The organism is Paracoccus halophilus (assembly GCF_000763905.1).
Classification (GTDB): Bacteria; Pseudomonadota; Alphaproteobacteria; order Rhodobacterales; family Rhodobacteraceae; genus Paracoccus; species Paracoccus halophilus.
Genome location: NZ_JRKN01000009.1, coordinates 21003 through 46100, shown reverse-complemented (window position 1 = coordinate 46100; position 25098 = coordinate 21003). Strand labels below are relative to the sequence as shown.

The following is a 25098-nucleotide window of genomic DNA, read 5'->3' as shown; positions in this document are numbered from 1 at the left end:
GCTTAAGGCAAGAATCATGACCGTCCGTTCCGGGCGGCGCCATGGGGCTTTTGCGTTACCGAAAGACAAAGAACAGACAGGACCGCACCCATGGCCAATACAGCCCAATCCCAAAAGCGCGCCCGCCAGATCGAGCGCCGGACCGCCGTCAACAAGGCGCGCCGCTCCCGGATCCGGACCTTCCTGCGCAAGGTCGAGGAAGCCATTGCCAGCGGCAATGCCGACGCCGCCCGCGAAGCCCTGCGGATCGCCCAGCCCGAACTGATGCGCGGCGTCACCAAAGGGGTGGTTCACAAGAACACCGCCGCCCGCAAGATCTCGCGGCTCGCGGCCCGCGTGAAGGCGCTGTCGGCCGCCTGATCGGCTGCGGCTTTTGCGCAACTATCGGTAGAATTGCAAAGGGGCGCACTCTGCCGATGTGCGCCTTTTTTCCTTAACTTCCGCTACGTCAAGCTAATGTTTTCAATGGCTTGCGATCCTTCGCGCGGATGTTACAGCGCTGTCAGATTCGAGCGGGCAAATCCGCTGTCAAGCGCGAAGATCGGTTGCTGGCGGGCCCTGCTTCTTGCTAGCTTCCAATGGCGATTCACCTCGCACCTGGGGGACATGTTCTGATCGGAAGGCTGCCACCGGCCGGTCAGAAAGGCAGCGGGATCGTCACAGGATCCGCTACCATCGATGCGCGCGCCGGCGACTGCCGGTCAACGCTTCATGTCTGCACATCCCGGCCGCAAACGGCCCCGATCACCGCCCTGGCGGTGGGGTTTCGTGTTGCCGTCTGCCAGTGCCCCCCCGGCGCCAAGGTAAGGATCGTCCCATGCCGGAAAACCCGGCAGGGTACGGGGACAAGAAACGGACTGGGCGAGATGGACAAGCTTTGGGGGCAGGCGCGTGAAGAACTGCAGAAAATCATCGGAGCAGACAGCTTCGCCACCTGGATCGAGCCGCTGCGCCTGACCGGCGTCGATGACGGCACCGCGACCATCGCCAGCCCCACGCGCTTTCTCTCCGACTGGGTCTCTCGCCATTACAGCGACGATATCGTGAAGGTGCTGGGCCGCGTCGGCAGCCCGGTGCATCGCGTCACCTTCGAGACCCGCGCCCAGACCGCGCGTCAGGCGGCCGCGCCCGCCAGGCGCGCCCCCGCCCCGCGCCCCGCCGCGGGCGAGGAACTGACCGCGCCCTTGGACCAGCGCTTCACATTCGATAATTTCGTCGTCGGCAAGCCCAACGAACTGGCCCATGCCGCCGCGCTGCGCGTCGCCGCAGGCGGCCCGGTGACCTTCAACCCGCTGTTTCTTTATGGCGGGGTCGGGCTGGGCAAGACCCACCTGATGCATGCCATCGCGCGCGAGATCCGGGCCAACCAGCCCGAGGCCAGGGTGCTCTATCTCTCGGCCGAGCAGTTCATGTACCGTTTCGTGCAGGCACTGCGCGAGCGCACGGTGATGGATTTCAAGGAACTCTTCCGCACCGTCTCGGTCCTGATGGTGGATGACCTGCAGTTCATCGGCGGCAAGGATTCCACGCAAGAGGAATTCTTCCATACCTTCAATACCCTGGTCGATCAGGGCAAGCAGATCGTCATCTCGGCCGACCGCGCCCCGGGCGAGATCAAGGATATGGAGGAGCGGATCAAGTCGCGCCTGCAATGCGGCCTGATCGTGGACCTGCACCCGACCGATTACGAATTGCGGCTGGGCATCCTGCAATCCAAGACCGACGCGTTCCGCACGCAATATCCCGGGTTGCAGATGGCGCCGGGCGTGCTGGAGTTCCTGGCCCATCGAATCACCTCGAACGTGCGGGTGCTGGAGGGCGCGCTGCAGCGGCTCTTTGCCTTTGCCAGCCTGATGGGGCGCGAGATCACGCTGGACATGACGCAGGAATGCCTGGCCGACATCCTGCGCGCGAACGACCGCAAGGTCTCGATCGAGGAAATCCAGCGCAAGGTCGCCGAGCATTACAATATCCGCCTGGCGGACATGATCGGCCCCAAGCGCGTGCGCACCGTCGCGCGGCCGCGCCAGATCGCCATGTATCTGGCCAAGCAGATGACCTCGCGTTCCCTGCCCGAGATCGGGCGCCGCTTCGGCGGCCGCGATCACACCACGATCATGCACGGCGTGCGCAAGATCGAGGAGTTGCGCGGCGCCGATAGCGGGCTGGCCGAGGATATCGACCTGCTGCGGCGTCTTCTGGAAGCCTGAGCCTGACACCTTGACCCCGCGCGGGTTTGTGCCAAATTGGCGCCCCGCACGGCCATTCCCGGCCCGAGGCCAGAACGACATAGGGGCATGACCATGAAATTCTCGATCGAACGTGCCGATCTGGTAAAGGCCGTATCCCAGGCCCAATCCGTCGTCGAACGCCGCAACACCATACCGATCCTGGCCAATGTGCTGATCGAGGCCACGCCCGAGGGTGTCAGCTTCCGTGCCACCGATCTGGATACCGAGATCGTCGATCGCGCCACCGCGCAGGTCGAGCGCCCCGGCGCCACCACGGTTTCGGCCGGGATGCTCAATGACATCGCCCGCAAGCTGCCGGACGGGTCGCTGGTGCAACTGGCGCTGGACAGCGCCACGGACCGGCTGACGGTGCAGGCGGGGCGCTCGAATTTCAGCCTGGCCACGCTGCCGCGCGAGGATTTTCCGGTCATGTCCTCGTCCGAATACAGCGCCAATTTCTCGGCCCCCGCCACGGCGCTGCGGCGGCTGTTCGACAAGTCGAAATTCGCCATCTCGAACGAAGAGACGCGCTATTACCTGAACGGCGTCTACATGCATGTCGCCCAGACCGAGGACGGCACCAGCCTGCGCTGCGTGGCGACCGATGGCCACCGGCTGGCCCGCATCGACGCCCCCCTGCCCGAGGGCGCGGCCGACATGCCCGGCGTCATCGTGCCGCGCAAGACCGTGGCCGAGCTGCGCAAGCTGCTGGACGATGACGAGGCGCAGATTGCCGTCTCGGTCAGCGAGACCAAGGTGCGCTTCGCCACCCCCAGAATCACCCTGACCTCCAAGGTGATCGACGGCACGTTCCCCGATTACAGCCGCGTCATCCCCTCGGGCAATACCCGCAAGCTCGAGGTCGATGCCGGCGATTTCGCCAAGGCCGTGGACCGCGTCGCCACCGTCAGCAGCGAGCGCTCGCGCGCCGTGAAACTGGCGCTGGACGAGGATCGTCTGGTCCTGTCGGTGAACGCCCCCGACGCCGGCGCCGCCGATGAGGAACTGGCCGTGGGCTATGGCGACGAGCCGCTCGAGATCGGCTTCAACGCCAAATACCTGCACGAGATCGCCAGCCAGATCGAACGCGAGAACGCGGTCTTTCTGTTCAACGGCTCGGGCGACGCGGCGCTGATCCGCGAGGGCGGCGATACCTCGGCCGTCTATGTCGTCATGCCGATGCGCGTGTGACGCTGACGCGCCTGCATCTGACGCAGTTTCGCAGCTGGGCCAGGCTCGATCTGCAGGCGGATCGCCGGCCGTTGGCCATTTTCGGGCCGAACGGGGCAGGCAAGACGAATATCCTGGAAGCGGTTTCCATGCTGTCCCCCGGCCGCGGCATGCGCGGCGTCCCGCCCGGCGAACAGGCGCGTCGCGGGCCGGATGTCGGCTGGCAGATCCGCGCCGAAATCGACGACAGACAGGTGCTGACCCGCGCCCGACCCGGCCAGCCGCGCGAGGTCATGATCGACGACAAGCCCGGCCCGCAGGCCGCTTTGGGGCGGCTCTTGCGGGTGATCTGGCTGACCCCCGCCATGGACCGGCTCTGGACCGATACGCCCGAACAGCGGCGGCGCTTTCTCGACCGGGTGACGCTGAGCTTTGCGCCCGGCCATGCCGAGGACGCTCTGGGCTATGACAAGGCGATGCGCGAGCGCAACCGGCTCTTGCGCGACGGGATCCGCGATCCGGGCTGGTATCGCGCGCTGGAAAGCCAGATGGCCGATATGGGCGCGGCGCTGACCCGCAACCGGCTGGACGCCATCGCGCGGATCATGGCGGCGCAGGACGGGGCCGAGACCGCCTTTCCCGCCGCCCGGCTGACGCTTTTGCCGGGCGAAGGCATGGCCGACGACCCCGACCCCGACAGCATCGCCGCCCGTCTGGCCGGGACGCGACCCCGCGACATGGCCGCCGGCCGCAGCCTGACCGGCCCGCACCGCGCCGATCTGGGCGCGCATTGGGGGGCGCAGGACATGCCCGCCGCGCTGTCCTCGACCGGCGAGCAAAAGGCGCTGCTTCTGTCGCTGATCCTTGCCAATGCCCGGGCGCTGGATGCCGAAAGCCCGGTCCTGCTTCTGGATGAGGTGGCGGCGCATCTGGATGCCGGCCGCCGCGCCGCGCTTTACGACGAGATCACCGCCCTGAACGCGCAGGCATTCCTGACCGGCACCGGGGCCGAACTGTTCGACCCGCTGCGCGGCCGGGCGCAGTTCCTGGCGGTATCGCGCGGCACTGACGCCTCGCACTGCACGCCCGACAGCGGCTGACGGCGATGGAGTGGAGCGGCGAGGCCAGCGTGATGAGCCAGCGCAGGCATGGCGAGGCCGGCGTGATCCTGACGGCGCTCTCGCGCGAGGCCGGGCTGATCTCGGGCCTGGTGCCGGGCGGGGCCAGCGCGAAACGCGCGGCCATGCTGCAGCCGGGCAATCGGGTCAGCCTGCGCTGGCGCGCCCGGCTTCAGGATCAGCTGGGCACTTTCGCGCTGGAACCCGCCCGTGCGCGTCCCGGCCTGATCGGCAGCGCCGATGCGCTGGCCGGGGTCAACGCGGTGACCGCGATGCTGGTCTTTGCCCTGCCCGAGCGCGACCCCCATCCCCGCCTGACCGACACGACCGAGAGCCTTCTGGACCTGATGGATGCAGGTGAGGCATGGGCCGAGGCCTATCTGCATTGGGAAATGCAGCTTCTGGACGAGTTGGGCTTCGGCCTTGACCTGAGCCGCTGCGCGGTCACCGGCTCGCGCGAGGGGCTGGCCTATGTCAGCCCCCGCTCGGGCCGGGCGGTCAGCGCGCAGGCGGCCGGCGACTGGGCGCCCCGGCTTTTGCCCCTGCCCGCGCTGCTGGGCGGGCGCGGCAATGGCGGCCTGGCTGATGCCCTTGAACTGACAGGATATTTCCTGCGCACCCGGCTGGCCGAGGAGCATCTTGGAAAACCGCTGCCGCCGGCGCGCGCGCGGCTGATCGCGCGGCTGGCCGCGCCGGATCTCTAGCCGCCGCGCGGGGGTGCGCGGCGGCGGGGGGTTGATGCCGGCCTATTCTTCCTTGCGGTAGCCCGGCTCATAGGTCAGGTAGGTCGGCCCCTCGATGGTCAGCACGCCGCCCAGGAAAGTGATGCCGGTGGCCTGCGCCAGCGCCTGGAAATAGCGCGATTCCAGCCGCCCGGCACGGCCCGAGCAGCCCGAGCGCGAGGTGGTCATCGGCCCCAGGGCAAAAGCCGGGGGCTCGGCGGTCTGCGCGGCGGCATAGCTGTTGCAGGGCCCCTGTCCGCTGATCGAGCCGTCGGACTCGATGGTCAGGCCGACATTTCGCTCGGGCACGGTATCGGCGCCGATGCCGACCAGAACATAGGGACCGGTGGGAATATTCTCGCCGGACGCGCTCAGCGTCGTCGGCTCGCATGCGGCAAGGCCGAGCATCGCGGCAAGCGCCGCGGAAATCATGGGCAGGCGGGTCATTGGCAGCTCCGTTCTGTTGGCATGCGCAATAATGCCTGATCGTCGCGGCCTGTCCAGCAAGCCCGCGCAGATCGCTGCCGCCGAGTCACCCGCTTGCAATAGCGGCCGCGGCCCATATTTCCCGTCTTGCAGCCGCGCGCAGGGCACAGCAATCTGGCGGCCATGTTCGGACTGGACCCCTCGATCTTCTGGCTGGTCATCGCCGTCACGCTGTTCTCGGGCTTCGTCAAGGGCGCGGTGGGCTTCGCGATGCCGATGATCATGATGTCGGTGCTGGGCTCGTTCCTGACCGCGCAGCAGGCGCTGGCCGTGCTGATCCTGCCGACGCTGTTTGCCAATCTGGGCCAGGCCATGCGGCAGGGCTGGCGCGCGGCATGGGAGACGACGCTTCGCTTTCGCTGGCATATCGGCATGGTGCTGCTGTTCATCCCGATCTCGGCCATGTTCGCGCCGGTGATCCCGCAATGGATCATGTATCTGCTGCTGGGCGTGCCGATCACGCTGTTCGCCCTGTGGCAGCTCAGCGGGCGCAGCATGGCGATCCCGATCCATCACCGCCGCCGGGTCGAGATCGTCTCGGGGATCATCGGCGGGCTTTACGGCGGCGTCTCGGGGATCTGGGGGCCGCCGCTGATCGTCTATCTGCTGTCGATCGGCATGCCGAAAACCGAACAGGTCCGCGTCCAGGGCGTCGTCTTCCTGCTGGGCGCGGTGGTGCTGTCGGTGGCGCATCTGCAATCGGGGGTGCTGAACGCCCAGACGCTGCCCCTGTCGGGAATCGTGGTGATCCCTGCCGTGATCGGCATGTGGCTGGGCTTCAAGGCCCATGACCGGCTGGACGTGGCGCAGTTCCGGCGCTGGACCCTGATCCTGCTGGTCATGACCGGCGGCAACCTGATCCGCCGCGCGCTGGCGGTCCTTGGCCAGCCGGTGTAATCAGGCCCGAACAGCAAGAACGCAGCCACCAGATGACCCGGACGCCCGACCCCGCCGACCTGACCGCAAGACTGATCCGCTGCCCCTCGGTCACGCCCGAGGAAGGCGGCGCGCTGCAATTGCTGGCCGCTGAACTGGGCGCGGCGGGGTTCGAATGTCATCGCGTCGACCGCAACGGCGTGCCGAACCTCTTTGCCCGCTGGGGCGCGAAAGGGGCGGCCCGGACATTCGGCTTCAACGGTCATACCGATGTCGTGCCGCCGGGCGATCCCGCCAGCTGGACCCACCCGCCCTTTTCCGGGCATCGGCAAGACGGCTGGATCTGGGGGCGCGGCGCCACCGACATGAAATCGGCCGTCGCCGCCTTTGCCGCCGCCGCCATCGGCTTCGTGACCGAGACACCGCCCGCGGGCGCGGTGATCCTGACCATCACCGGCGACGAGGAAGGCCCCGGCAAGGACGGGACGCGCGCCCTGCTGGACTGGATGCGGCAGCAGGGCGAGCGGATGGATGTCTGCATCGTCGGCGAGCCCTCGAACCCCGACCGCATGGGCGAGATGATCAAGATCGGCCGGCGCGGCTCGGTCACTTTCGGGATCGAGGCGCAGGGCCTGCAGGGCCATGCCGCCTATCCGCATCGCGCGCGCAACCCGGTCCATGCGCTGCTGCGCCTGCTGCATGATCTGACCGCCAGCCCGCTGGACGCGGGAAGCCCGCATTTCGATCCCTCGGGCCTGCAGGTCACCACGATCGATTGCGGCAATCCGGCCTCGAACGTGATTCCCGAAAAGGCCCGCGCGACCGTCAATATCCGCTTCAACGACCTGCATACGGGCGACAGCCTGGACCGGATGATCCGCGACCGGGCGCGGGCCATCGCGGCGGAAACCGGGGTGGAGTTCAGCATCGCGACCGATATCTCGGGCGAGAGCTTCCTGACAAAGCCCGGCCCCTTTGTCGATCTGGTGGCCGGCGTGGTGCGCGCGGAAACCGGGATCGAGCCGGTTCTGTCGACCAGCGGCGGCACCTCGGACGCGCGTTTCGTCAAGGATCACTGCCCGGTCCTTGAATTCGGCCTGGTCGGCCATTTCATGCATCAGGTGGACGAGCGCGTGCCGGCAGATCAGGTGCGCCAGCTTGCCCGCATCTACCGACGCATTCTGGAAAGCTACTTCTCATGATCGAAAGAACCGAGGATATCGAGGCGTGCCGCAGCATCCGGCGCGAGGTCTTCATCGTCGAACAGGGCGTGTCCGAGGCCGAGGAAATCGACGATCTGGACGGTTCGGCCATCCATCTTCTGGCCCGTGGCGAGGGCGGCCAGCCGCTGGGCACGGCGCGGCTGTTGCTGCTGGGTGACACCGGCAAGATCGGCCGCGTCGCGGTGCGCAAGCCGGCGCGCGGCACCGGCCTTGGCGCGCGCCTGATCGAGGCCTCGATCGAGGAACTGCGCGGCATCCCGGGCATCACGCGGGTAAAGCTCAGCGCGCAGACCCATGCGATCACCTTTTACGAACGCTTCGGCTTTGCCGCCCATGGCCCGGTCTATGACGATGCCGGCATTCCGCATCGCGACATGACGCTGGCCCTGGGATGATCCGGCCGGAACTGGCTGCCCGGCTGCGCCCATGGGCCGAAACCGGGGCGGCCCTGGCCTCGGCCGGGTTCGGCCTGTGGCTGTTTTCGCTGGGCGGCTGGCTGTTCTGGCCCTTGGGCGCGATTCTGGCGCTTGGCTCGGTCCTCTGGGCGCTGGACGCGCGCCGCAGGATGCGCTTTCGCCACGATTCGCTGGGTCCCGGCCTGGTCGAACTGGACGAGGGCGCGATCCGCTACCTGTCGCCGAACCGCCTGATGGGGGGCGAGATGCCCCTGCCCGAACTGGCCGAAATCAGGCTGTTGCGGCTGAACGGCCGGCGGCACTGGCGGCTGAAGCGTCTGGACGGGCAGGCGCTTCTGGTGCCCGCCGATGCCGCCGGGGCGGAAATGCTGGCCGGCGCCTTTGCCACGCTGCCCGGAATCGACATGGGGCGGGTTTCGGCCGCGCTTGCCGGCGACGCGCCCGCCTTCCAGACCCTTTGGACCAGACCCGCACGCGATACCTTGACTTGACGCGTCGCGCTTGCCACCTGTGACACCCACGGCAAACGAAAGGCCACCGATGTCCATACCCCAGCAGGGCGGCGGCCCGATCGAGCGCCGCGAACAACTGGCCGAATATCTGGCAGCGGGCGAAAAGCCGCGCGAGGCATGGCGCATCGGCACCGAGCACGAGAAATTCGGCTATCGCCAGTCCGATCTGCAACCCCTGCCCTATGACGCGGATGCCGGCCAGCCCTCGGTCAGGGCCATGCTCGAAGGGTTGCGCGACGGTTTCGGCTGGACCCCTGTGCTCGAGGGCGAATACATCATCGGGCTGGAGCGCGACGGCGCCAATATCAGCCTGGAACCGGGGGGCCAGCTGGAGCTTTCGGGGGCGCCGCTCGAGAACATTCACCAGACCTGCGACGAGGTGAACAGCCATCTGGCCGAGGTCAAGACCGTCGCCGACAGGCTGGGCGCCGGCTTCATCGGGCTGGGCGCGGCGCCGGTCTGGAGCCAGGACCAGATGCCGATGATGCCCAAGGGCCGCTACCGGCTGATGACCGATTACATGGGCCGGGTCGGCACGCTGGGCCGGCAGATGATGTATCGCACCTGCACCGTTCAGGTGAATCTGGATTTCGCCTCGGAAGCGGACATGGTGCGGAAACTGCGCGTGGCGCTGGCCCTGCAGCCGGTGGCGAATGCGCTCTTTGCCAATTCACCCTTTCTCGACGGCAAGCCGAACGGCTGGAAAAGCTGGCGCGCGCATATCTGGCAGAATCTCGACGATGCCCGCACCGGCATGCTGCCCTTTGCCTTCGAGGACGGCATGGGCTATGAAAGATGGGTGGACTATGTCCTTGATGTGCCAATGTATTTCGTCTATCGCGACGGCAAGTACATCGACGCCCTGGGGCAGTCCTTCCGCGATTTCCTGAACGGCCGCCTGCCCGCCCTGCCCGGCGAGGTGCCGACGCTGTCGGACTGGGCCGATCACCTGACCACCGTCTTCCCCGAGGCCCGGGTCAAGAAATTCATCGAGATGCGCGGCGCCGATGGCGGCCCCTGGCGGCGGCTTTGCGCCCTGCCCGCGCTTTGGGTCGGGCTGATCTATGACCAGTCCTCGCTGGATGCGGCCTGGGATCTGGTCAAGGGCTGGAGCGCCGAAACCCGCGAGGCCTGGCGGCGCGAGGCCGGGCTTCATGCGCTGGATGCGCGGGTTGACGGCACGGTCATGCGCGATCTGGCGCGTCAGGTGCTGGAGATCGCCGAAGCCGGTCTGAAATCCCGCGCCCGCAGTGGCGCCGGCGGCCTTGTCCCCGATGAGACCCATTTCCTGAACGCGCTGAAGGAAAGCATCGAGACGGGCAAGGTGCCCGCCGATGAACTGCTGGACAGGTATCACGGCGAATGGGCGGGCGATCTGACCCCGATCTACCGCCAGTATTCCTATTGAGCGGTGATGCCGCATAAAGCAGCGGGCCGGGGAGTTCCCCGGCCCGCGTCGTGTCAGGCCTGCGCCTCCTTGGCGGGCGGCGTGCGGCTTTCCATGAACTGGTCGAACTCGGCCTTGTCCTTGGCCTCGCGCAGCTTTTGCAGAAAGCCCAGGAACTCGCGGTGCTCGTCCTCAAGCCGCTTCAGCGTTTCCTCGCGATAGGCGTCGAATGCGGAATTCCCGGTCGAGGGGGCGGAATGGCGGCTGCGGCGTTCATGGCCGTGACGGCAGGAAAACATGCGGTTGCTCCATATCATATAACCCAGAATGGCCAGCCCGAGGGGCCAGACGACGATGAAGCCAAGGATCATGACGACGATCCAGGCCCCTTTGCCGCGCTCATCCAGCCAGTCGCGGATACTGGCCAGAATCTGGCCGATCCGGTCGATGGCAGAGGGGCGCGGGGCGATTTCGGTATTCATATGCGTTCCCTTCCATGTGAATGTTAATTACATTTACATAGATGAGGAACCCAGGCGCCTGCGTCAAGGGTGGGGCTGCAAATTTTTCAGTCCGCGATCGCGCCCAGCCCGCGCAGATAGATCAGCGCAGCGCTTTCCAGCATATCGGCGGGCGAGATCGGCGAGCGGCTGCCCGGCTTGCCGCGGCTGAACAGTTCGACCACGCCATGGCTGAGCGCCCAGATATGATCCGCCACCATGCCGGCGGGCGGTCGCCGGTCCCCGGACGTCTCGTGAAACAGCGCCTCGGCCCCCTGGACCAGCACGCCCCGCGCCCGGTCAGCGGCCTGCGACAGCCCCGGATTTCCGGTGATCGAGATGCCGGATTCGAACATGGCCATGTAATAGCCCCGCCGCGCCGCCGCAAAGTTCAGGTATTCCTGCCCCATGCGCAAAAAGGCGGTCAGCGCCCGGGGGCGGCCGGCATCAAAGGCAACCTCCAGCCGGTCGCCGAATTCCTCGAAGCCCTGCCGGGCGACCTCCTCGAGCAGATCGTCGCGGCCGGTGAAATGCCGATAGGGGGCCGCCGCGCTGACGCCGGCCAGCCGGGCGGCCTCGGCCAGGGTAAAGGCCTGCGGCCCCTTGTCTTCGATCAGGCTGACCGTGGCCTCGACCAATGCCTGGCGCAAATTTCCGTGATGATAGGATTCGCGGGCCAAACTGCGGACCGCCCCTACATGCCTTCGCCGAAATAATCTCTGACAAGCGCGCTCAGAGCATCGGCCAGTTCGGCCGCCTGCGCGCCTTTGGTGACGACGGTAATCATGCTGCCGCGCGGCGCGGCCAGCATCAACAGCCCCATGATCGAATCACCCGACACGCTCATCCCGTCCTTTTCGACCATGGCCTGGGCATCGAATCGCTCGACGGTCTCGACGAATTTGGCGCTGGCCCGCGCATGCAGGCCCTTTTCGTTGATGATCGCCAGTTCAAGGGTGACGGCCCCGTTCATCTGTTCATTCATGAAGCAACGCGTTTTGGGATCGGAAGGATGTCGGCCGGGCTGACGTCATAACTGTTGATGTACTTGCGCCCGGCATCCTTGGCCAGCGCCACGGCATCGGCAACCGGCATCTTGCGCGATTTTGCCAGCTTGACCAGCATGGGCAGATTCGCCCCGTAAAGGATCGACCGGTTATGCGCAGCACAGGCCAGCAAGGACAGGTTCGAGGGCGAGCCCCCGAACAGGTCCGTGACCACGACCACGCCGGCGCCCGAATCCACCGAATCGGCCGCGACGCAGATTTCCGCCTGCTTTTCGCCCCGATCGTGGTTTTCCTCGATCGCCACAGCCCTGATGCCCGTTTGCGGCCCCACAACATGCTCGACCGCCGCAAGATATTCCCGCGCCAGCCCCCCATGTGCCACGATGACAATCCCGATCAATTCCTTCCACCACGCACAGCCGTCAAGCCCCGGCACCGGCTGCATGTGTGCTTTGTTCGCGACCATCATCCGCAGGTGCCGGCGCCTTTTCACGGCGTTCAAGTTCCCGATGCCTAATTGACACTTGCCAGCCTGCTTTCGCAAGCGCATCCGCCATTTTTTCCGCCATTGTGACAGATCGGTGCTGCCCGCCGGTGCAGCCGAAGCCGATTGCCAGATGGGCCTTACCCTCATCCACATGGGCAGGCAGGGTGAAAAGTGCAAGATCACGCACTTTCTGGAAGAATTCGGCGAATCGGGGATCGGCGGCGACAAAGTCCTGAACCGAGGCGTCGCGGCCGTCCAGCGGGCGCAGCTCCGGCTCCCAATGCGGGTTGGCCAGGAAACGGCAGTCGAACATCATGTCCAGGCCATGCGGCACCCCGCGCTTGTAGGAGAACGACTGCACCGAGACGGTCAGCCGCCGGCCCGGCTCGGTCACGAACCAATGCGCCAGTTCCGCCTTGAGATCATGCGGCGACAGTTCGGAGGTGTCGACCAGCACATCGGCGCGGGCGCGAATCGGCGCCAGCATGTCCCGCTCGGCCAGGATGGCGTCCAGAGGCGCGCCCTCGGATCGCAGGGGATGGCGGCGGCGGGTTTCGTTGAAGCGCCGCAGGAGCTGTTCGGTCGAGCAGTCGAGAAACAGCACCACGGGCGCATATTCGGGCAAACGGGTGAGGCGGTCGGTCAGTTCGATCAGGTTGGCGGCCGAAAAGTCGCGGTTGCGCACGTCCAGCCCGAGCGCCAGAGGCACCGGCCGCACCGGCCCGTCCAGCAACCGCGGCACCAGCGACAGCGGCAGGTTGTCGATCGCCTCGTAACCCAGATCCTCAAGCACATTGATCGCGGTCGAGCGCCCCGCGCCCGACGGGCCGGTCACCAGCACCAGCCGCTGCGCCTGTTCATCCTGCGACCACCGCATTTCCGACATTGCGTCATTCACCATCGTCCAGTTCCGTATCCGCGCGCCCTGCGTCAAGATACTGCAATAATATTGAGGCAAGATGAACGCGCCCCGCCCCCAGCACAAGCGGCAGAGTCCCCAGGGAAGTATCGAACCGGCGCAGAGGTGGCAGACGCTCCGGTTCAGCCTGACCCAGGTCGACCGCCAGAGCCAGTTCGACAGGTCCGCAAGCCTGCGCTTTCAGAATACCGACGCCGCGCGCCTCGATCCTGCCGCGGATCGTCGGCGGGCAATCGGCCATGATCCGCCCCGCTTCGCCATGCAACAGGGTGCGGTCATCGGCCACGAGAGACGCGCCAAGCGCCATCATCGCAAGGGCGAGCGTCGATTTTCCGGCGCCCGACGGCCCCAGGATCAGAAGCCCGCGCCCGCAATGGGCGACGCAGGATGCATGCAGGATCATCGGCTCCCCCTGTGGTCCGGCACCGCGAATCATCCCGTCGCGGCCCCGCTTGCGGCACCTCCTTGTGACGATTTCCGAGGCATAAAGCCAAGGTTGCGCAAATGATTGCGCTAACCAACTCTGGTTGCGCTAACCTTGCCCATAAGTGCGCTTTATCAACGAATATGCCATGCTATAGGTCCGCAACGGCCGGTTGTCGGCCAGAGCCATTCTCAGGAGCACAGGTGCCATGACCGAACCGCGCGTCAATCCGAATTGCCGTCTTGAAGACCAGGGAATCACGGAGCTCGGCAATGTCTATTACAACCTGCTCGAACCCGGCCTGATCGAGGCGGCAGTGCGGCGCGGCGAGGGGCGCGTGGGACTGGGCGGCACCCTTCTCGTCACGACCGGCGCGCATACCGGCCGCTCGCCCAAGGACAAGCATGTGGTGCGCACCCCCGCCGTCGAAAACACGATCTGGTGGGAAAACAACCGCCCGATGGAACCCGATGCCTTCGATCGCCTGTATGCCGACGTGCTGGCACATATGAAGGGCAAGGATTATTTCGTGCAGGACCTGTTCGGCGGCGCCGATCCGGCCCATCGGCTGGACGTGCGGGTGGTCACCGAACTGGCCTGGCACGGCCTGTTCATCCGCAACCTGCTGCGCCGCCCCAGGGCCGATGAACTGGCCGGCTTCACCCCCGGCTTCACCATCATCAACTGCCCCAGCTTCAAGGCCGATCCCGCGCGCCATGGCTGCCGTTCGGAAACCGTGATCGCGATCAACTTCGAGCGCAAGATGATCCTGATCTGCAATACCGCCTATGGCGGCGAGAACAAGAAGACCGTCTTCACGCTGCTGAACTATCTGCTGCCGGAAAAGGGCATCATGCCGATGCATTGCTCGGCCAATCACGCCATCGGAAACCCCGACGACTCGGCGATTTTCTTCGGCCTGTCGGGCACCGGCAAGACCACGCTTTCGGCCGATCCGTCGCGCGTCCTGATCGGCGATGACGAACATGGCTGGTCGGATACGGGCATCTTCAATTTCGAAGGCGGCTGCTACGCCAAGACGATCAACCTCAGCGCCGAGGCCGAGCCCGAGATCCATGCCACCTGTTCGAAATTCGGCACCGTGATCGAGAACATGGTCTATCATCCCGACACGCTCGAGCTGGATTTCGACGACAGCTCGATCACCGAGAACATGCGCGCCGCCTATCCGCTGGACATGATCTCGAACGCCTCGGAAAGCTCGGTCGGCGGGCAGCCCAGAAACGTCATCATGCTGACCTGCGACGCCTATGGCGTGCTGCCGCCGATCGCGCGGCTGACCCCGGCGCAGGCCATGTATCATTTCCTGTCCGGTTTCACCTCCAAGACGCCGGGCACCGAGATCGGCGTGACCGAACCGACGCCGACCTTCTCGACCTGCTTCGGCGCCCCCTTCATGCCGCGCCGCCCCGAGGTCTATGGCAAGCTGCTGCAGCAAAAGATCGCCGCGACCGGCGCCAGCTGCTGGCTGGTCAATACCGGCTGGACCGGCGGCGCCTATGGCACCGGCAACCGCATGCCGATCAAGGCGACCCGCGCCCTGCTGACCGCGGCGCTCGACGGCTCGCTGAACGATGTCCAGTTCCGCAAGGATCCGAATTTCGGTTTCGAGGTGCCGGTCTCGGTGCCCGGCGTCGACGACCGGCTGATGGATCCGCGCCAGACCTGGAAGGATCCCGCCGCCTATGACGCCCAGGCGCTGAGGCTGGTCGGCATGTTCAGCGACAATTTCGCCCAATATGCCGACAAGATCGACGATGACGTGCGCGCCGCCGCCATCGGCTGATCGCGCCCCGATATCACGAACGCGATGAAAGGGCGGCCGCGGCCGCCCTTTTTCGCGTTGCGCGGCAGCAACCCACAGCTTTTGCCATTCCTGATGGTGGACTTTCAAAAATCCTGTGCAACAATCATTCCAGAGTGTTCACATAAGGAGTCCCCACAACATGTTGCGCGCCCTGTCCCGCCCGGCCACGCGCCTGATGGAGCGTTGGTTGCCCGATGCCTTCATCTTCGTGCTGGTCCTGACCATCATCGCCGCCGCCTGTGCGATGATCTTCGAGGGCAACAGCCCCACCGCCGTCATCCGCATGTGGGGCGACGGTTTCTGGAAACTGCTGGAATTCTCGATGCAGATGCTGCTGGTGCTGGTCACCGGCTATATCCTTGCCAGTTCGCCGCCGGTGCGTGCGCTGCTGGCCCGGCTGGCGGGGCTGGCAAGCTCGGCCGGATCGGCCGTGGTGCTGGTCACGCTGGTGTCGCTGGCCGCCGCCTGGCTGAACTGGGGCTTTGGCCTGGTTGTGGGCGCGATCTTCGCGCGTGAACTGGCGCGGCAGGTCCGGGTCGATTACCGGCTGCTGGTCGCCGCCGCCTATTCCGGCTTCGTGATCTGGCATGGCGGCATTTCCGGCTCGATCCCGCTGACCATCTCGACGCCGGGCCATTTCACCGAGGATCAGATCGGCCTGATCCCGACCTCGGAGACCATCTTTGCCTGGTGGAACCTTGCCATCGTCGCGGTTCTTGTCGTCGTCATGCCGATCGCCAACCGCATGATGGTGCCCAGCGACGAGGACACCGTCCTGGTCGATCGCGCCAAGCTCGAGGATGCGCCCGAGCCGGCCCCCATCGCGCCCGACACCCCCGCCGAGCGGATGGAGAACAGCCGCATCCTGATGTGGCTGGTGGGCATTCCCGGCGTGATCTGGCTGGTGATGTATTTCGCCGGCGGCGGCGGGCTGAACCTGAACGTGGTCAACACCATCTTCCTGTTCCTGGGCGTCGTGCTGCACGGCACCGCGCGCAGCCTGCTTTCGGCACTGGACAACGCCGTCAAGGGCGGCGCGGGCATCGTGATCCAGTTCCCCTTCTATGCCGGGATCATGGCGATCATGACCGGCTCGGGCCTGGCGGCCAGCATGTCGGAATTCTTCGTCTCGATCTCGACCGCCGAAACCTTGCCCTTCTGGAGCTTCATCGCCGGCGGCATCGTCAATATCTTCGTGCCATCGGGCGGCGGCCAATGGGCGGTGCAGGCCCCGGTCATGCTGCCCGCGGCCGAGGCGCTTGGCGCCGATATCGCCCGCGTCGCCATGGGCGTGGCCTGGGGCGATGCCTGGACCAACCTGCTGCAACCCTTCTGGGCGCTGCCGATGCTGGGCATTGCCGGGCTGAAGGCGCGCGACATCATGGGTTTCTGCGTGGTCATGCTGCTGGTGACCGGCCTGGTGATCGGCGCGGGGCTGCTGCTTCTTTAGCCCGCGCAATCCCGGGAAAAGACGAAAAGGCGGGCCATGGCCCGCCTTTTTTCGTCCCGGTCATCTGGCGCGGCGCACCCGCCTGCGTTTCTGCGCCCGCTTCAGTTCGGCCAGCCGGGCCTGCGTCGCACGCTTGCGCACCGGCCCCTTGCCCTTGCCGCGCCGCCCGCTGCCCTGCGGCAGGGCGCGGCCTTCCAGTTCCAGCAGTTCCAGCATCAGCCCGCCGGTCAGCGGCACCGCCTCGGACAGGCGCACGGTCACGCGCTGGCCGATGCCGATTTCCAGCCCCGTCTCGGCCCCCAGCAGCACCTGCGCATCGGGGTCATAGTGGAAATATTCATTGCCGATCTCGCGAATGGGCAGGAGCCCGTCGGCGCCGGTCTCGTCCAACCGGATGAAGGCCCCGAATTTCTGCACGCCGCTGATCCGGCCCGAAAACTCGGCCCCGACCCGGTCGGCCAGATAGGCGGCCAGATAGCGGTCGGTCGTGTCGCGCTCGGCCGCCATGGAGCGCCGCTCTGTATCGCTGATCTGCTTGGCGGTGTCCGAGAGGTTCTCGATATCCCAGTCCGACAGCCCGTCCTTGCCCCATTTATGGCCCAGGATCAGCGCCCGGTGCACGATCAGGTCGGAATAGCGCCGGATGGGCGAGGTGAAATGCGCATAGGAGCGCAGCGCCAGCCCGAAATGGCCGTAATTTTCCGGGTAATAATAGGCCTGCTGCATGCTCCGCAGCGCGGTCATATTGATCAGCTCGTCGAAATCCGACCCCGCCGCCTGTTCCAGCAGCCGGTTCAGATGCCGGGTCTGCAAGACCTGCCCCTTGGCCAGCGTAAAGCCCGAGGCCTCGGCCACCTCGCGCAGCGCGTCCAGCTTCTCGGCCGTGGGTTCCTCGTGCACGCGATACAGAAGCGGGCGGCGCAGGCGTTCCAGTTCCTCGGCGGCGGCGACATTGGCCAGCACCATGAATTCCTCGATCAGCCGGTGCGCGTCGAAACGGTCGCGGAAATTGACGGATTTCACCCGCCCGTCCCCGGTCAACACGATCCTGCGTTCCGGCAGGTCCAGCTCCAGCGGCTGGCGGCGCGCGCGGGCCGATTTCAGCAACTCATAAGCCGCCCAGAGCGGCCGGATCACGCTGTCCAGCACCGCCTCGGTCTGCGCATCGGGCTTGCCGTCAGCGGCCGCCTGCGCCTGTTCATAGCTGAGGCTGGCGGCGGATCGCATCATCGCACGGTGAAAGCTGTGGCCGGTCTTGTTGCCCTGCGCGTCCAGCCGCATGCGCAGCGCGATCACCGGACGGTCCACGCCCTCGTGCAAGGAACACAGATCGCCCGACAGGATATCGGGCAGCATCGGCACGACGCGATCGGGGAAATAGGTCGAGTTACCGCGCTTGCGCGCCTCGCGGTCCAGTTCGCTGCCCGGGCGCACATAATGGGCCACATCGGCGATGGCGACCCAGAGCGTGGCGCCGCCATCCGCATGGGTTTCGGCGGCCACGGCATCGTCATGGTCGCGCGCATCGGCCGGGTCGATGGTGACCAGCGGCAGGTGGCGCAAATCCTCGCGCCCCTTCATCGTGGCGGGTTTCTGGGCATCCGCCTCGGCCATCACCGCATCGGGGAAATCGTCGGGAATGCCATGCTGGTGAATGGCGATCAGGCTGACCGCGCGCGGTGCCGAAGGATCGCCCAGACGCTCCACGATCCGCGCCACGGGCAGGCCAAGCCGGCCGCGCGGGCCGCTTTGCTCGGCCTCGACCAATTCGCCGTTCTGCGCGCCATGGGCATCGCCCGGCCGCACCTGCCATTCCTTGTCCGAGCCCTTGTCGATGGGCAGGATGCGGCCGCCACCCTCGGCCCCGTTGCGGCTTTCGCGATAGATGCCGACGATGCGGTGCTTCACGGTGCCGATGCGGCGGATCAGCCGGGCCTGATACTGGTGATCCTCGCCCCGGACCTCGATCAGCCGGGCCAGGATGCGTTCGCCGGCGGCAATGGCCGGGTCGGATTTGAGCGGCGCATACAGGATGCGGGGCATCGGCCCCTCGCCCTGCCATTCCATCGGACGCGCGAACAGATCGCCATCCGCATCGGGCGGCAGGATCTGGATCACGGTGACGGGGGGCAGCTTTTCGGCGTCAAGGTAGTGGCGCCGGCGGCGCTCCAGCAGCCCCTCGGCCTCAAGCTCCTTGAGCAGGCGCTTAAGCTCGATCCGGGCGGCGCCCTTGATGCCGAAGGCCTTGGCGATATCGCGTTTCGCCGTGGCATCGGGATGATCCGATACCCAGTCGAGAATCTCTTGTCGGGAGGGAAGCTGTGCCATGGCGCCACGCTATCACGGCGCAAACCCGCGCGGCAGGGGCAAAATCGGCGCCACTATGCCTTGGGCGGCAGTTCGATATGGGCGACGGCCGCGCGCACGATGGGATCGGCCTCGGCGCCGGCCTCGATCCGCTCGATCAGGTCGCGGCGCATGCGATAGGTCCAGGAATCGTTGATATGCTCGGCCACGGCCTCGGGCGCGGGACGGTCGGGCTGGCTGCGAAAGAAATCGGCCATCTGGCCGGCCATGCGGATCAGCTTGTCGGAATTGTCAGACATCGGGGCCTCGGTTGCCGGCGATGCGCCGGGGGTGGGTGTAAAGATCGAAATTCGCGCCGCGCGCACGCGCGATCAGGGTGATGCCGGCGCGTTCCGCCCATTGCAGCGCCAGCCCCGTGGGGGCGCTGGCGCCGATCAGCACCGGCGCGCCGATCCGCGCCGCCTTCTGCACCAGATCGACAGACAGGCGCGAGGACATGACGATCGCACCCTGCCCAGCATCCGCGCCGGCCTGCGCCAGCGCGCCCGCCAGCTTGTCCAGCGCATTATGGCGGCCGACATCCTCGCGCGTGATGGCGCGGCTGCCGTCCCAGAAGGCGGCGCCGTGAATCGCGGGGGTTTCGCGGCGCAAAACCTGCCCGCCCGCCAGTGCATCCATGGCGCGGGCGACATCAAGGGGCGGCATCGTCCAGTCCGAGGCGACGGGGACGACCGGCGGCAGGGCGGCCGCGATGCTGTCCACGCCGCAAAGCCCGCAACCCACCGGCCCGACCATGCTGCGGCGGCGTTCGGCCAGCCCGGCGGCAAGGCCGGGACGCAGCCAAAGCCGCGCCTCTCGCGCCGGGAAACCGTCGGTCTGCACCTCGGCCTGCTCATAGTCCAGCACATCGCCGGGGGCGGCGATCAGCCCCTCGGTCAGGGCAAAGCCCAGGGCGAAATCGCGCAGATCCCGCGGCGTCGCCATCAGCACCGCCTGGGACATGCCGTCGATGACGATGGCCACCGGACATTCCTGCGGCGCGGGCGGCGGGGCGGCCTCCAGCCAGCCGCCATCCTGCCAGCGCATCACGCCGGAGCCTGCGTCCCTCACGGGGTTACTCGGCTGCCGTGGGCAGGATGCGGCGGGCAAGTTCGGAATGGCTGCGATACTCCTCCTGCCAGTCCGACGGGCCGTTCGAGGGGCTGACCTGCACGGCCGTCACCTTGAATTCGGGGCAGTTCGTGGCCCAGTCGGAATTATCCGTGGTCACCACATTGGCCTGGGTCGCCGGGTGATGGAAAGTCGTGTAGACCACACCGGGCGCCACCCGTTCGGTGATCGTCGCCCGCAAGGTGGTTTCCCCCGAGCGCGAGGCCACGCGCACCCAGTCGCCATCGCGAATGCCGCGGTTTTCCGCGTCCGAAGGGTGTATCTCCAGCACGTCCTCGGGGTGCCAGACGGTGTTGTCGGTCCGCCGCGTCTGCGCGCCCACGTTATATTGCGAAAGGATCCGCCCGGTGGTCAGCAACAGCGGGAAGCGGGCGCCGCTGCGTTCCTCGGTCGCGACATATTCGGTGTGGATGAAGCGTCCCTTGCCGCGCACGAAACCGTCGATATGCATGACCGGCGTGCCCAGCGGCGCGGCCTCGTTGCAGGGCCATTGCACCGAGCCTTCGCGGTCCAGCAGATCATAGGTCACGCCCGAGAAGCTGGGCGTGGTCAGCGCGATCTCGGCCATGATCTCGCGCGGGTGGGTATAGTCCCAGCCCGCCCCCATCCGGTTGGCCAGCATCTGGGTGATCTGCCAGTCCTCATAGCCGTTCTTGGGCGTCATGGCGCGGCGGACCATGTTGATGCGCCGCTCGGCATTGGTGAAGGTGCCATCCTTTTCCAGAAAGCTCGATCCGGGCAGGAAGACATGCGCGTAATTCGAGGTCTCGTTCAGAAACAGGTCGTGGACGATGACGATATCCATCGCCGACAGCGCCGAGGTCACATGTTTCGTATCCGGGTCGGATTGCACGATATCCTCGCCCTGACAATACAGGCCCCGGAAACGGCCCGCCAGCGCCTCGTCGAACATGTTGGGGATGCGCAGCCCCGGTTCCTCGCGCAGGCTGACGCCCCAGGCGCGTTCATAGATCGCCCGCGCCTCGGGGTCCGAGACATGGCGGTAACCCGGATATTCATGCGGGAACGAGCCCATGTCGCAGGAGCCCTGGACGTTGTTCTGGCCGCGCAGCGGGTTCACGCCGGTGCCCGGCACGCCGATATTGCCGGTCATCATGGCCAGGTTCGCGATCGCCATCACCGTGGTCGAGCCCTGCGAATGTTCGGTCACGCCCAGCCCGTAATAGATGCTGGCGCGCGGCGCGGCAGCATAGGCGCGCGCCGCCTGCCGGATCAGATCGGCGGGCACGCGGCTCAGCTTTTCGACCTCTTCGGGGGAATGGCGCGGGTCCAGCAGGAATTCGCTATAGGCGGCGAATTCGTCCCAGTCGCAGCGCTTGCGGATGAAATCCTCGTCATAAAGCTTTTCGGCCACGATCACATGCGCGATGGCGGTCAGCACGGCGACATTGGTGCCCGGCCGCAAGGGCAGGTGCAGCCCCTGCCCCATATGCGGGGTTTTCAGCAGGTCGATCTCGCGCGGGTCCAGCACGATCAGCCCCGCCCCCTGCCGCAGCCGCTTGCGCAGCCGGCTGGCAAAGACCGGATGGCCGTCGGTAGGATTGGCGCCGATGATCAGCGCCAGATCGGTATCGTCGACGGAATCGAAATCATGCGTCCCGGCCGAGGTGCCGAAGGTCGTCTTGAGCCCGTAGCCGGTGGGCGAATGGCAGACCCGGGCGCAGGTATCGGTATTGTTGTTGCCAAAGACCGCGCGCGTCAGTTTCTGGACCAGATAGGTTTCCTCATTGGTGCAGCGCGACGAGGTGATGACACCGATGGCATCGACCCCGTGATCCCGTTGCGCGGCCCTCAGGCGGGAGGCGGCGAAATCCAGCGCCTCGTCCCAGCCGACCACGCGCCAGGGATCGGTGATGTTCTCGCGGATCATCGGCCGGGTCTGGCGGTCCTGATGGGTGGCATAACCCCAGGCGAAACGCCCCTTGACGCAGCTATGGCCCCGGTTCGCCTTGCCGTCCTTGCTGGGCACCATGCGCACGACTTCCTCGCCGCGCATATGCGCATCGAAGGAACAGCCCACCCCGCAATAGGCGCAGGTGGTCTTCACGATATGCTCGGGCGTGCCGATATCGATCACCTTGTTCTCGATCAGCGTGGCGGTCGGGCAGACCTGCACGCAGGCGCCACAACTGACGCAATCCGAGGACAGGAAATTGTCGCTGTCCATCCCCGCCGACACCCGGCTGTCAAAGCCGCGCCCCTCGATGGTCAGGGCGAATGTGCCCTGCACCTCTTCGCAGGCGCGCACGCAGCGCGAACAGACGATGCATTTCGCCGGATCGAAGGTGAAATAGGGGTTCGACTGGTCCTTGGGCCGATATTCGGGGTTCGGTGCCCCGGCCTCGCGCTGCATGAAATGGTTGGCGCCCGGGTCGAAACGCACCTCGCGCAGACCCACGGCGCCGGCCATGTCCTGCAATTCGCAATCGCCATTGGCGGCGCAGGTCAGGCAGTCCAGCGGGTGATCGCTGATATAAAGCTCCATCACGCCCTTGCGGATGCGGGCGATATCCTCGGTCTGGGTATGGACCACCATGCCCTCGGCCACCGGCGTCGTGCAGGAGGCGGGCGCGCCGCGCATGCCCTCGATCGCGACCACGCAAAGACGGCACGAGCCAAAGGCGCTGACATGATCCGTGGCGCAAAGCTTCGGCACCGAGATGCCGGCGACGGCGGCCGCGCGCATCACGCTGGTGCCGGCGGGCACGGCGACCGCGATGCCGTCCACGGTCAGGTTCACGGTGACATCGGATTTGACCGGGGGCGTGCCCATGTCGCGGTCGGGAATAATGAAATCCTTCATTCTGCGGCCTCCTTGCGCGGCATTCCGCGCCCGCTGAAATCATCGGGGAAATGGGTCAGCGCCGACATCACCGGAAAGGGCGCAAAGCCCCCCAGGGCGCAAAGCGAACCCCATTTCATCGTATTGCAAAGATCGGTCAGGATCGGGATGGCGTCAACGTCGCCCGCCGCGATCCGGTCGATGGTCTCTACCCCCCGGACCGAGCCGATGCGGCAGGGCGTGCATTTGCCGCAGCTTTCGACGGCGCAGAACTCCATCGCGAAACGCGCCAGTTTCAGCATGTCGGCGCTGTCGTCGAACACGGTGATGCCGGCATGGCCCAAAAGCCCCTCGCGCCCGGCCAGTTCCTCATAGCCAAAGGGCACGTCGAATTCCGAGGGCGGGATATAGGCTCCCAGCGGGCCGCCCACCTGCACCGCCTTGACCGGCCGCCCGGAGGCGGTGCCGCCGCCGATCTCGTTGACGATCTCGCCCAGAGACATGCCGAAAGCGGCCTCGAACAGCCCGCCATGGCGGACATTGCCGGCGATCTGGATCGGGATCGTGCCCTTGGAGCGCCCGATCCCCAAGGCCGCATACGCCGCCCCGCCATGGGCCATGATCCAGGGCACGCTGGCCAGCGAGATGACGTTATTGACCACGGTCGGCCGACCCAAGAACCCCTCGAGCGCCGGGATCGGGGGCTTGGCGCGCACCGTGCCGCGCCGCCCCTCAAGGCTGTTGAGCAGGCTGGTTTCCTCGCCGCAGACATAGGCGCCGGCGCCCACGCGCACCTCCATGTCATAGGCATGCCCGGACCCCAGGACCGAGGCGCCCAGCACGCCGGCCTGCCGCGCCGCCACGATCGCGGCGTCCATGATCCGGATCGCATCCGGGTATTCGCTGCGGATATAGACGTAACCCTGCGTGGCGCCGGTCGCGATGCCGGCAATCGCCATGCCCTCGATCAGGGTCAGCGGATCGCCCTCCATCAGCATGCGGTCGGCGAAACTGCCGCTGTCGCCCTCATCCGCATTGCAGACGATGTATTTCCGCGGCCCCGGCGCGCCGGCCACCGTCTTCCACTTGATGCCGGTCGGGAACCCCGCCCCTCCGCGCCCGCGCAGCCCGGATTCGGTGACCTCATCGACAATGGCCTGCGGCCCGGCCTCGATGGCGCGGCGCAGCCCGAGCAGCCCGCCATGGGCCTGATATTCCTCAAGCGACAGCGGGTCGATCACGCCCACGCGGGCGAAGGTCAGCCGCTTCTGCGCCTTCATCCAGGGCAGGTCATCGACCGGCCCCAGTGCCAGCGGATGATCCGCGCCCGAACGGATCGCCTCGGCCAGCGCCGGCACATCCTCGGGCGCAACCGGGCCGTAGCCATGGCGCACACCGTCGCGTTCCACCTCGACCAGCGGCTCCAGCCAGATCATGCCGCGCGTGCCGTTGCGCGTGACATCGAACTCCCCGGCCAGCCCGGCGGCGATCTCATCGGCACCCAATGCGCGGGCGGCGGCATCAAGCGGAACCCAGACCCTCATGCGCCCGCCTCCGCGACCATACGCTGCACCTTGCCCAGATCGGCGCGGCCCAGCAGCCGCTCGCCCATCTGCGCCGAGGGCGCGCAGGCGCACAGCCCCAGGCAAAAGACCGGCTCCAGCGTCAGCCGCCCGTCCGGCGTCGTCTCGTGGAAATCGATGCCAAGCGCGGCGCGAACCTCATCGGCCAGCGCATCCGCTCCCATCGACTGGCAGGCCTCGGCCCGGCACAGGCGCAGGACATGAGATCCGGCCGGCTTATCCCTGAAATCGTGATAGAAACTGACGACGCCATGAATTTCCGCCCGGGTCATCCCCAGGGCTTCGGCCAGCACCGGCTGCGCCTCTTCGGGAATGAACCCCCATTCGGCCTGAACATCGTGCAGGATCGGCAAAAGCGGCCCCTCGCGGTCACGATGGGCGGCAATGATGGCGTCAAGACGCTCGCGGGAATCAGCGGAGAACGCTGTCATGGTCATGGCTGGGTCGGTCCTGGCTCTTTCATCGTCGAACCAGACTAG

General features: G+C 66.6%; 25 protein-coding genes. 12 read left to right on the top strand and 13 right to left on the bottom strand.

Translation table 11 applies throughout. The features are described from left to right. Positions 1 to 90: 90 nt before the first annotated feature. The 5 genes from rpsT to recO all read left to right on the top strand — a co-directional run bounded on the left by rpsT (position 91) and on the right by recO (position 5223). Positions 91 to 360, top strand: a complete 270-nt coding sequence (rpsT, locus tag IT41_RS08610) for a 30S ribosomal protein S20 (protein WP_036740288.1) — start codon at positions 91 to 93, stop codon at positions 358 to 360. 506 nt (positions 361 to 866) lie between these two features. Continuing rightward, on the top strand, positions 867 to 2210 hold the full coding sequence (dnaA, locus tag IT41_RS08605) for a chromosomal replication initiator protein DnaA (RefSeq protein ID WP_036740287.1): 1344 nt from the start codon (positions 867 to 869) through the stop codon (positions 2208 to 2210). A gap of 93 nt (positions 2211 to 2303) precedes the next feature. Beyond that, on the top strand, positions 2304 to 3422 hold the full coding sequence (gene dnaN, locus IT41_RS08600; protein ID WP_036740444.1) for a DNA polymerase III subunit beta: 1119 nt from the start codon (positions 2304 to 2306) through the stop codon (positions 3420 to 3422). Further along, positions 3419 to 4501 (top strand): DNA replication/repair protein RecF, encoded by a 1083-nt coding sequence (recF, locus tag IT41_RS08595; RefSeq protein ID WP_036740286.1) that lies wholly within the window; start codon positions 3419 to 3421, stop codon positions 4499 to 4501. The genes dnaN and recF overlap by 4 nt, the downstream gene beginning before the upstream one ends. Positions 4502 to 4506: 5 nt before the next feature. Beyond that, complete coding sequence (recO, locus tag IT41_RS08590) at positions 4507 to 5223, top strand: DNA repair protein RecO (RefSeq protein ID WP_036740285.1); 717 nt, start codon at positions 4507 to 4509, stop codon at positions 5221 to 5223. A gap of 42 nt (positions 5224 to 5265) precedes the next feature. Here recO and IT41_RS08585 read toward each other — a convergent pair whose 3' ends face one another. Then, on the bottom strand, positions 5266 to 5688 hold the full coding sequence (locus IT41_RS08585) for an META domain-containing protein (protein ID WP_036740284.1): 423 nt from the start codon (positions 5686 to 5688) through the stop codon (positions 5266 to 5268). Between the two features lie 162 nt (positions 5689 to 5850). Here IT41_RS08585 and IT41_RS08580 point away from each other — a divergent pair, with 162 nt between their 5' ends. Genes IT41_RS08580 through IT41_RS08560 form a run of 5 tightly spaced genes read left to right on the top strand, consistent with a single transcriptional unit; the run spans position 5851 to position 10162 of the window. After that, positions 5851 to 6624, top strand: a complete 774-nt coding sequence (locus tag IT41_RS08580; protein ID WP_036740441.1) for a sulfite exporter TauE/SafE family protein — start codon at positions 5851 to 5853, stop codon at positions 6622 to 6624. A 32-nt stretch (positions 6625 to 6656) separates the two neighbouring features. After that, positions 6657 to 7805 carry a succinyl-diaminopimelate desuccinylase gene (dapE, locus tag IT41_RS08575; protein WP_036740283.1) on the top strand — a complete coding sequence of 383 codons (1149 nt, stop codon included), beginning with the start codon at positions 6657 to 6659 and terminating at the stop codon, positions 7803 to 7805. Further along, positions 7802 to 8221 carry a GNAT family N-acetyltransferase gene (locus IT41_RS08570; RefSeq protein WP_036740282.1) on the top strand — a complete coding sequence of 140 codons (420 nt, stop codon included), beginning with the start codon at positions 7802 to 7804 and terminating at the stop codon, positions 8219 to 8221. Before dapE ends, IT41_RS08570 begins: the two co-directional genes overlap by 4 nt. Then, a complete protein-coding gene (locus IT41_RS08565) occupies positions 8218 to 8733 on the top strand; it encodes a hypothetical protein (protein WP_036740281.1) in 516 nt (171 codons plus the stop codon). The genes IT41_RS08570 and IT41_RS08565 overlap by 4 nt, the downstream gene beginning before the upstream one ends. A 49-nt stretch (positions 8734 to 8782) precedes the next feature. After that, positions 8783 to 10162, top strand: a complete 1380-nt coding sequence (locus tag IT41_RS08560) for a glutamate--cysteine ligase (protein WP_036740280.1) — start codon at positions 8783 to 8785, stop codon at positions 10160 to 10162. Between the two features lie 53 nt (positions 10163 to 10215). Here IT41_RS08560 and IT41_RS08555 read toward each other — a convergent pair whose 3' ends face one another. The 6 genes from IT41_RS08555 to IT41_RS08530 all read right to left on the bottom strand — a co-directional run bounded on the left by IT41_RS08555 (position 10216) and on the right by IT41_RS08530 (position 13457). Then, the gene (locus IT41_RS08555) at positions 10216 to 10623 is read right to left on the bottom strand and encodes a DUF2852 domain-containing protein (RefSeq protein ID WP_036740279.1); all 408 of its coding nucleotides are present in this window, start codon (positions 10621 to 10623) and stop codon (positions 10216 to 10218) included. Between the two features lie 86 nt (positions 10624 to 10709). Next, on the bottom strand, positions 10710 to 11321 hold the full coding sequence (locus IT41_RS08550) for a TetR/AcrR family transcriptional regulator (RefSeq protein WP_036740278.1): 612 nt from the start codon (positions 11319 to 11321) through the stop codon (positions 10710 to 10712). 14 nt (positions 11322 to 11335) lie between these two features. Further along, complete coding sequence (locus tag IT41_RS08545; protein WP_036740276.1) at positions 11336 to 11626, bottom strand: HPr family phosphocarrier protein; 291 nt, start codon at positions 11624 to 11626, stop codon at positions 11336 to 11338. Beyond that, entirely contained in the window at positions 11623 to 12048 is a 426-nt protein-coding gene (locus IT41_RS08540) for a PTS sugar transporter subunit IIA (RefSeq protein ID WP_036740439.1), read from the bottom strand. Before IT41_RS08540 ends, IT41_RS08545 begins: the two co-directional genes overlap by 4 nt. Positions 12049 to 12070: 22 nt before the next feature. Continuing rightward, a complete protein-coding gene (gene rapZ, locus IT41_RS08535) occupies positions 12071 to 13036 on the bottom strand; it encodes an RNase adapter RapZ (protein ID WP_139221645.1) in 966 nt (321 codons plus the stop codon). Beyond that, entirely contained in the window at positions 13026 to 13457 is a 432-nt protein-coding gene (locus IT41_RS08530; RefSeq protein WP_036740275.1) for an HPr kinase/phosphorylase, read from the bottom strand. The genes rapZ and IT41_RS08530 overlap by 11 nt, the downstream gene beginning before the upstream one ends. 229 nt (positions 13458 to 13686) lie before the next feature. On the opposite strand from IT41_RS08530, the gene IT41_RS08525 reads away from it, so the two are divergent. Both IT41_RS08525 and IT41_RS08520 read left to right on the top strand, forming a co-directional pair. Further along, positions 13687 to 15285, top strand: a complete 1599-nt coding sequence (locus tag IT41_RS08525; RefSeq protein ID WP_036740274.1) for a phosphoenolpyruvate carboxykinase — start codon at positions 13687 to 13689, stop codon at positions 15283 to 15285. Between the two features lie 160 nt (positions 15286 to 15445). Then, positions 15446 to 16756, top strand: coding sequence for a short-chain fatty acid transporter (locus IT41_RS08520; protein WP_036740272.1), 1311 nt, complete (start codon positions 15446 to 15448; stop codon positions 16754 to 16756). 60 nt (positions 16757 to 16816) lie between these two features. Here IT41_RS08520 and rnr read toward each other — a convergent pair whose 3' ends face one another. Genes rnr through IT41_RS08490 form a run of 6 tightly spaced genes read right to left on the bottom strand, consistent with a single transcriptional unit; the run spans position 16817 to position 25056 of the window. Next, positions 16817 to 19084: a ribonuclease R gene (rnr, locus tag IT41_RS08515; protein WP_036740271.1), complete on the bottom strand. Its 2268-nt coding sequence runs from the start codon at positions 19082 to 19084 to the stop codon at positions 16817 to 16819. A 53-nt stretch (positions 19085 to 19137) separates the two neighbouring features. Continuing rightward, positions 19138 to 19362: a formate dehydrogenase subunit delta gene (locus IT41_RS08510; RefSeq protein ID WP_036740269.1), complete on the bottom strand. Its 225-nt coding sequence runs from the start codon at positions 19360 to 19362 to the stop codon at positions 19138 to 19140. Beyond that, on the bottom strand, positions 19355 to 20173 hold the full coding sequence (gene fdhD, locus IT41_RS08505) for a formate dehydrogenase accessory sulfurtransferase FdhD (protein ID WP_052081355.1): 819 nt from the start codon (positions 20171 to 20173) through the stop codon (positions 19355 to 19357). Before fdhD ends, IT41_RS08510 begins: the two co-directional genes overlap by 8 nt. Before the next feature lie 4 nt (positions 20174 to 20177). Next, positions 20178 to 23057, bottom strand: coding sequence for a formate dehydrogenase subunit alpha (gene fdhF, locus IT41_RS08500; protein WP_036740267.1), 2880 nt, complete (start codon positions 23055 to 23057; stop codon positions 20178 to 20180). Then, on the bottom strand, positions 23054 to 24580 hold the full coding sequence (locus IT41_RS08495; RefSeq protein ID WP_036740266.1) for a formate dehydrogenase beta subunit: 1527 nt from the start codon (positions 24578 to 24580) through the stop codon (positions 23054 to 23056). Before IT41_RS08495 ends, fdhF begins: the two co-directional genes overlap by 4 nt. Beyond that, on the bottom strand, positions 24577 to 25056 hold the full coding sequence (locus IT41_RS08490; RefSeq protein ID WP_036740265.1) for a formate dehydrogenase subunit gamma: 480 nt from the start codon (positions 25054 to 25056) through the stop codon (positions 24577 to 24579). Before IT41_RS08490 ends, IT41_RS08495 begins: the two co-directional genes overlap by 4 nt. Positions 25057 to 25098: the final 42 nt, after the last annotated feature.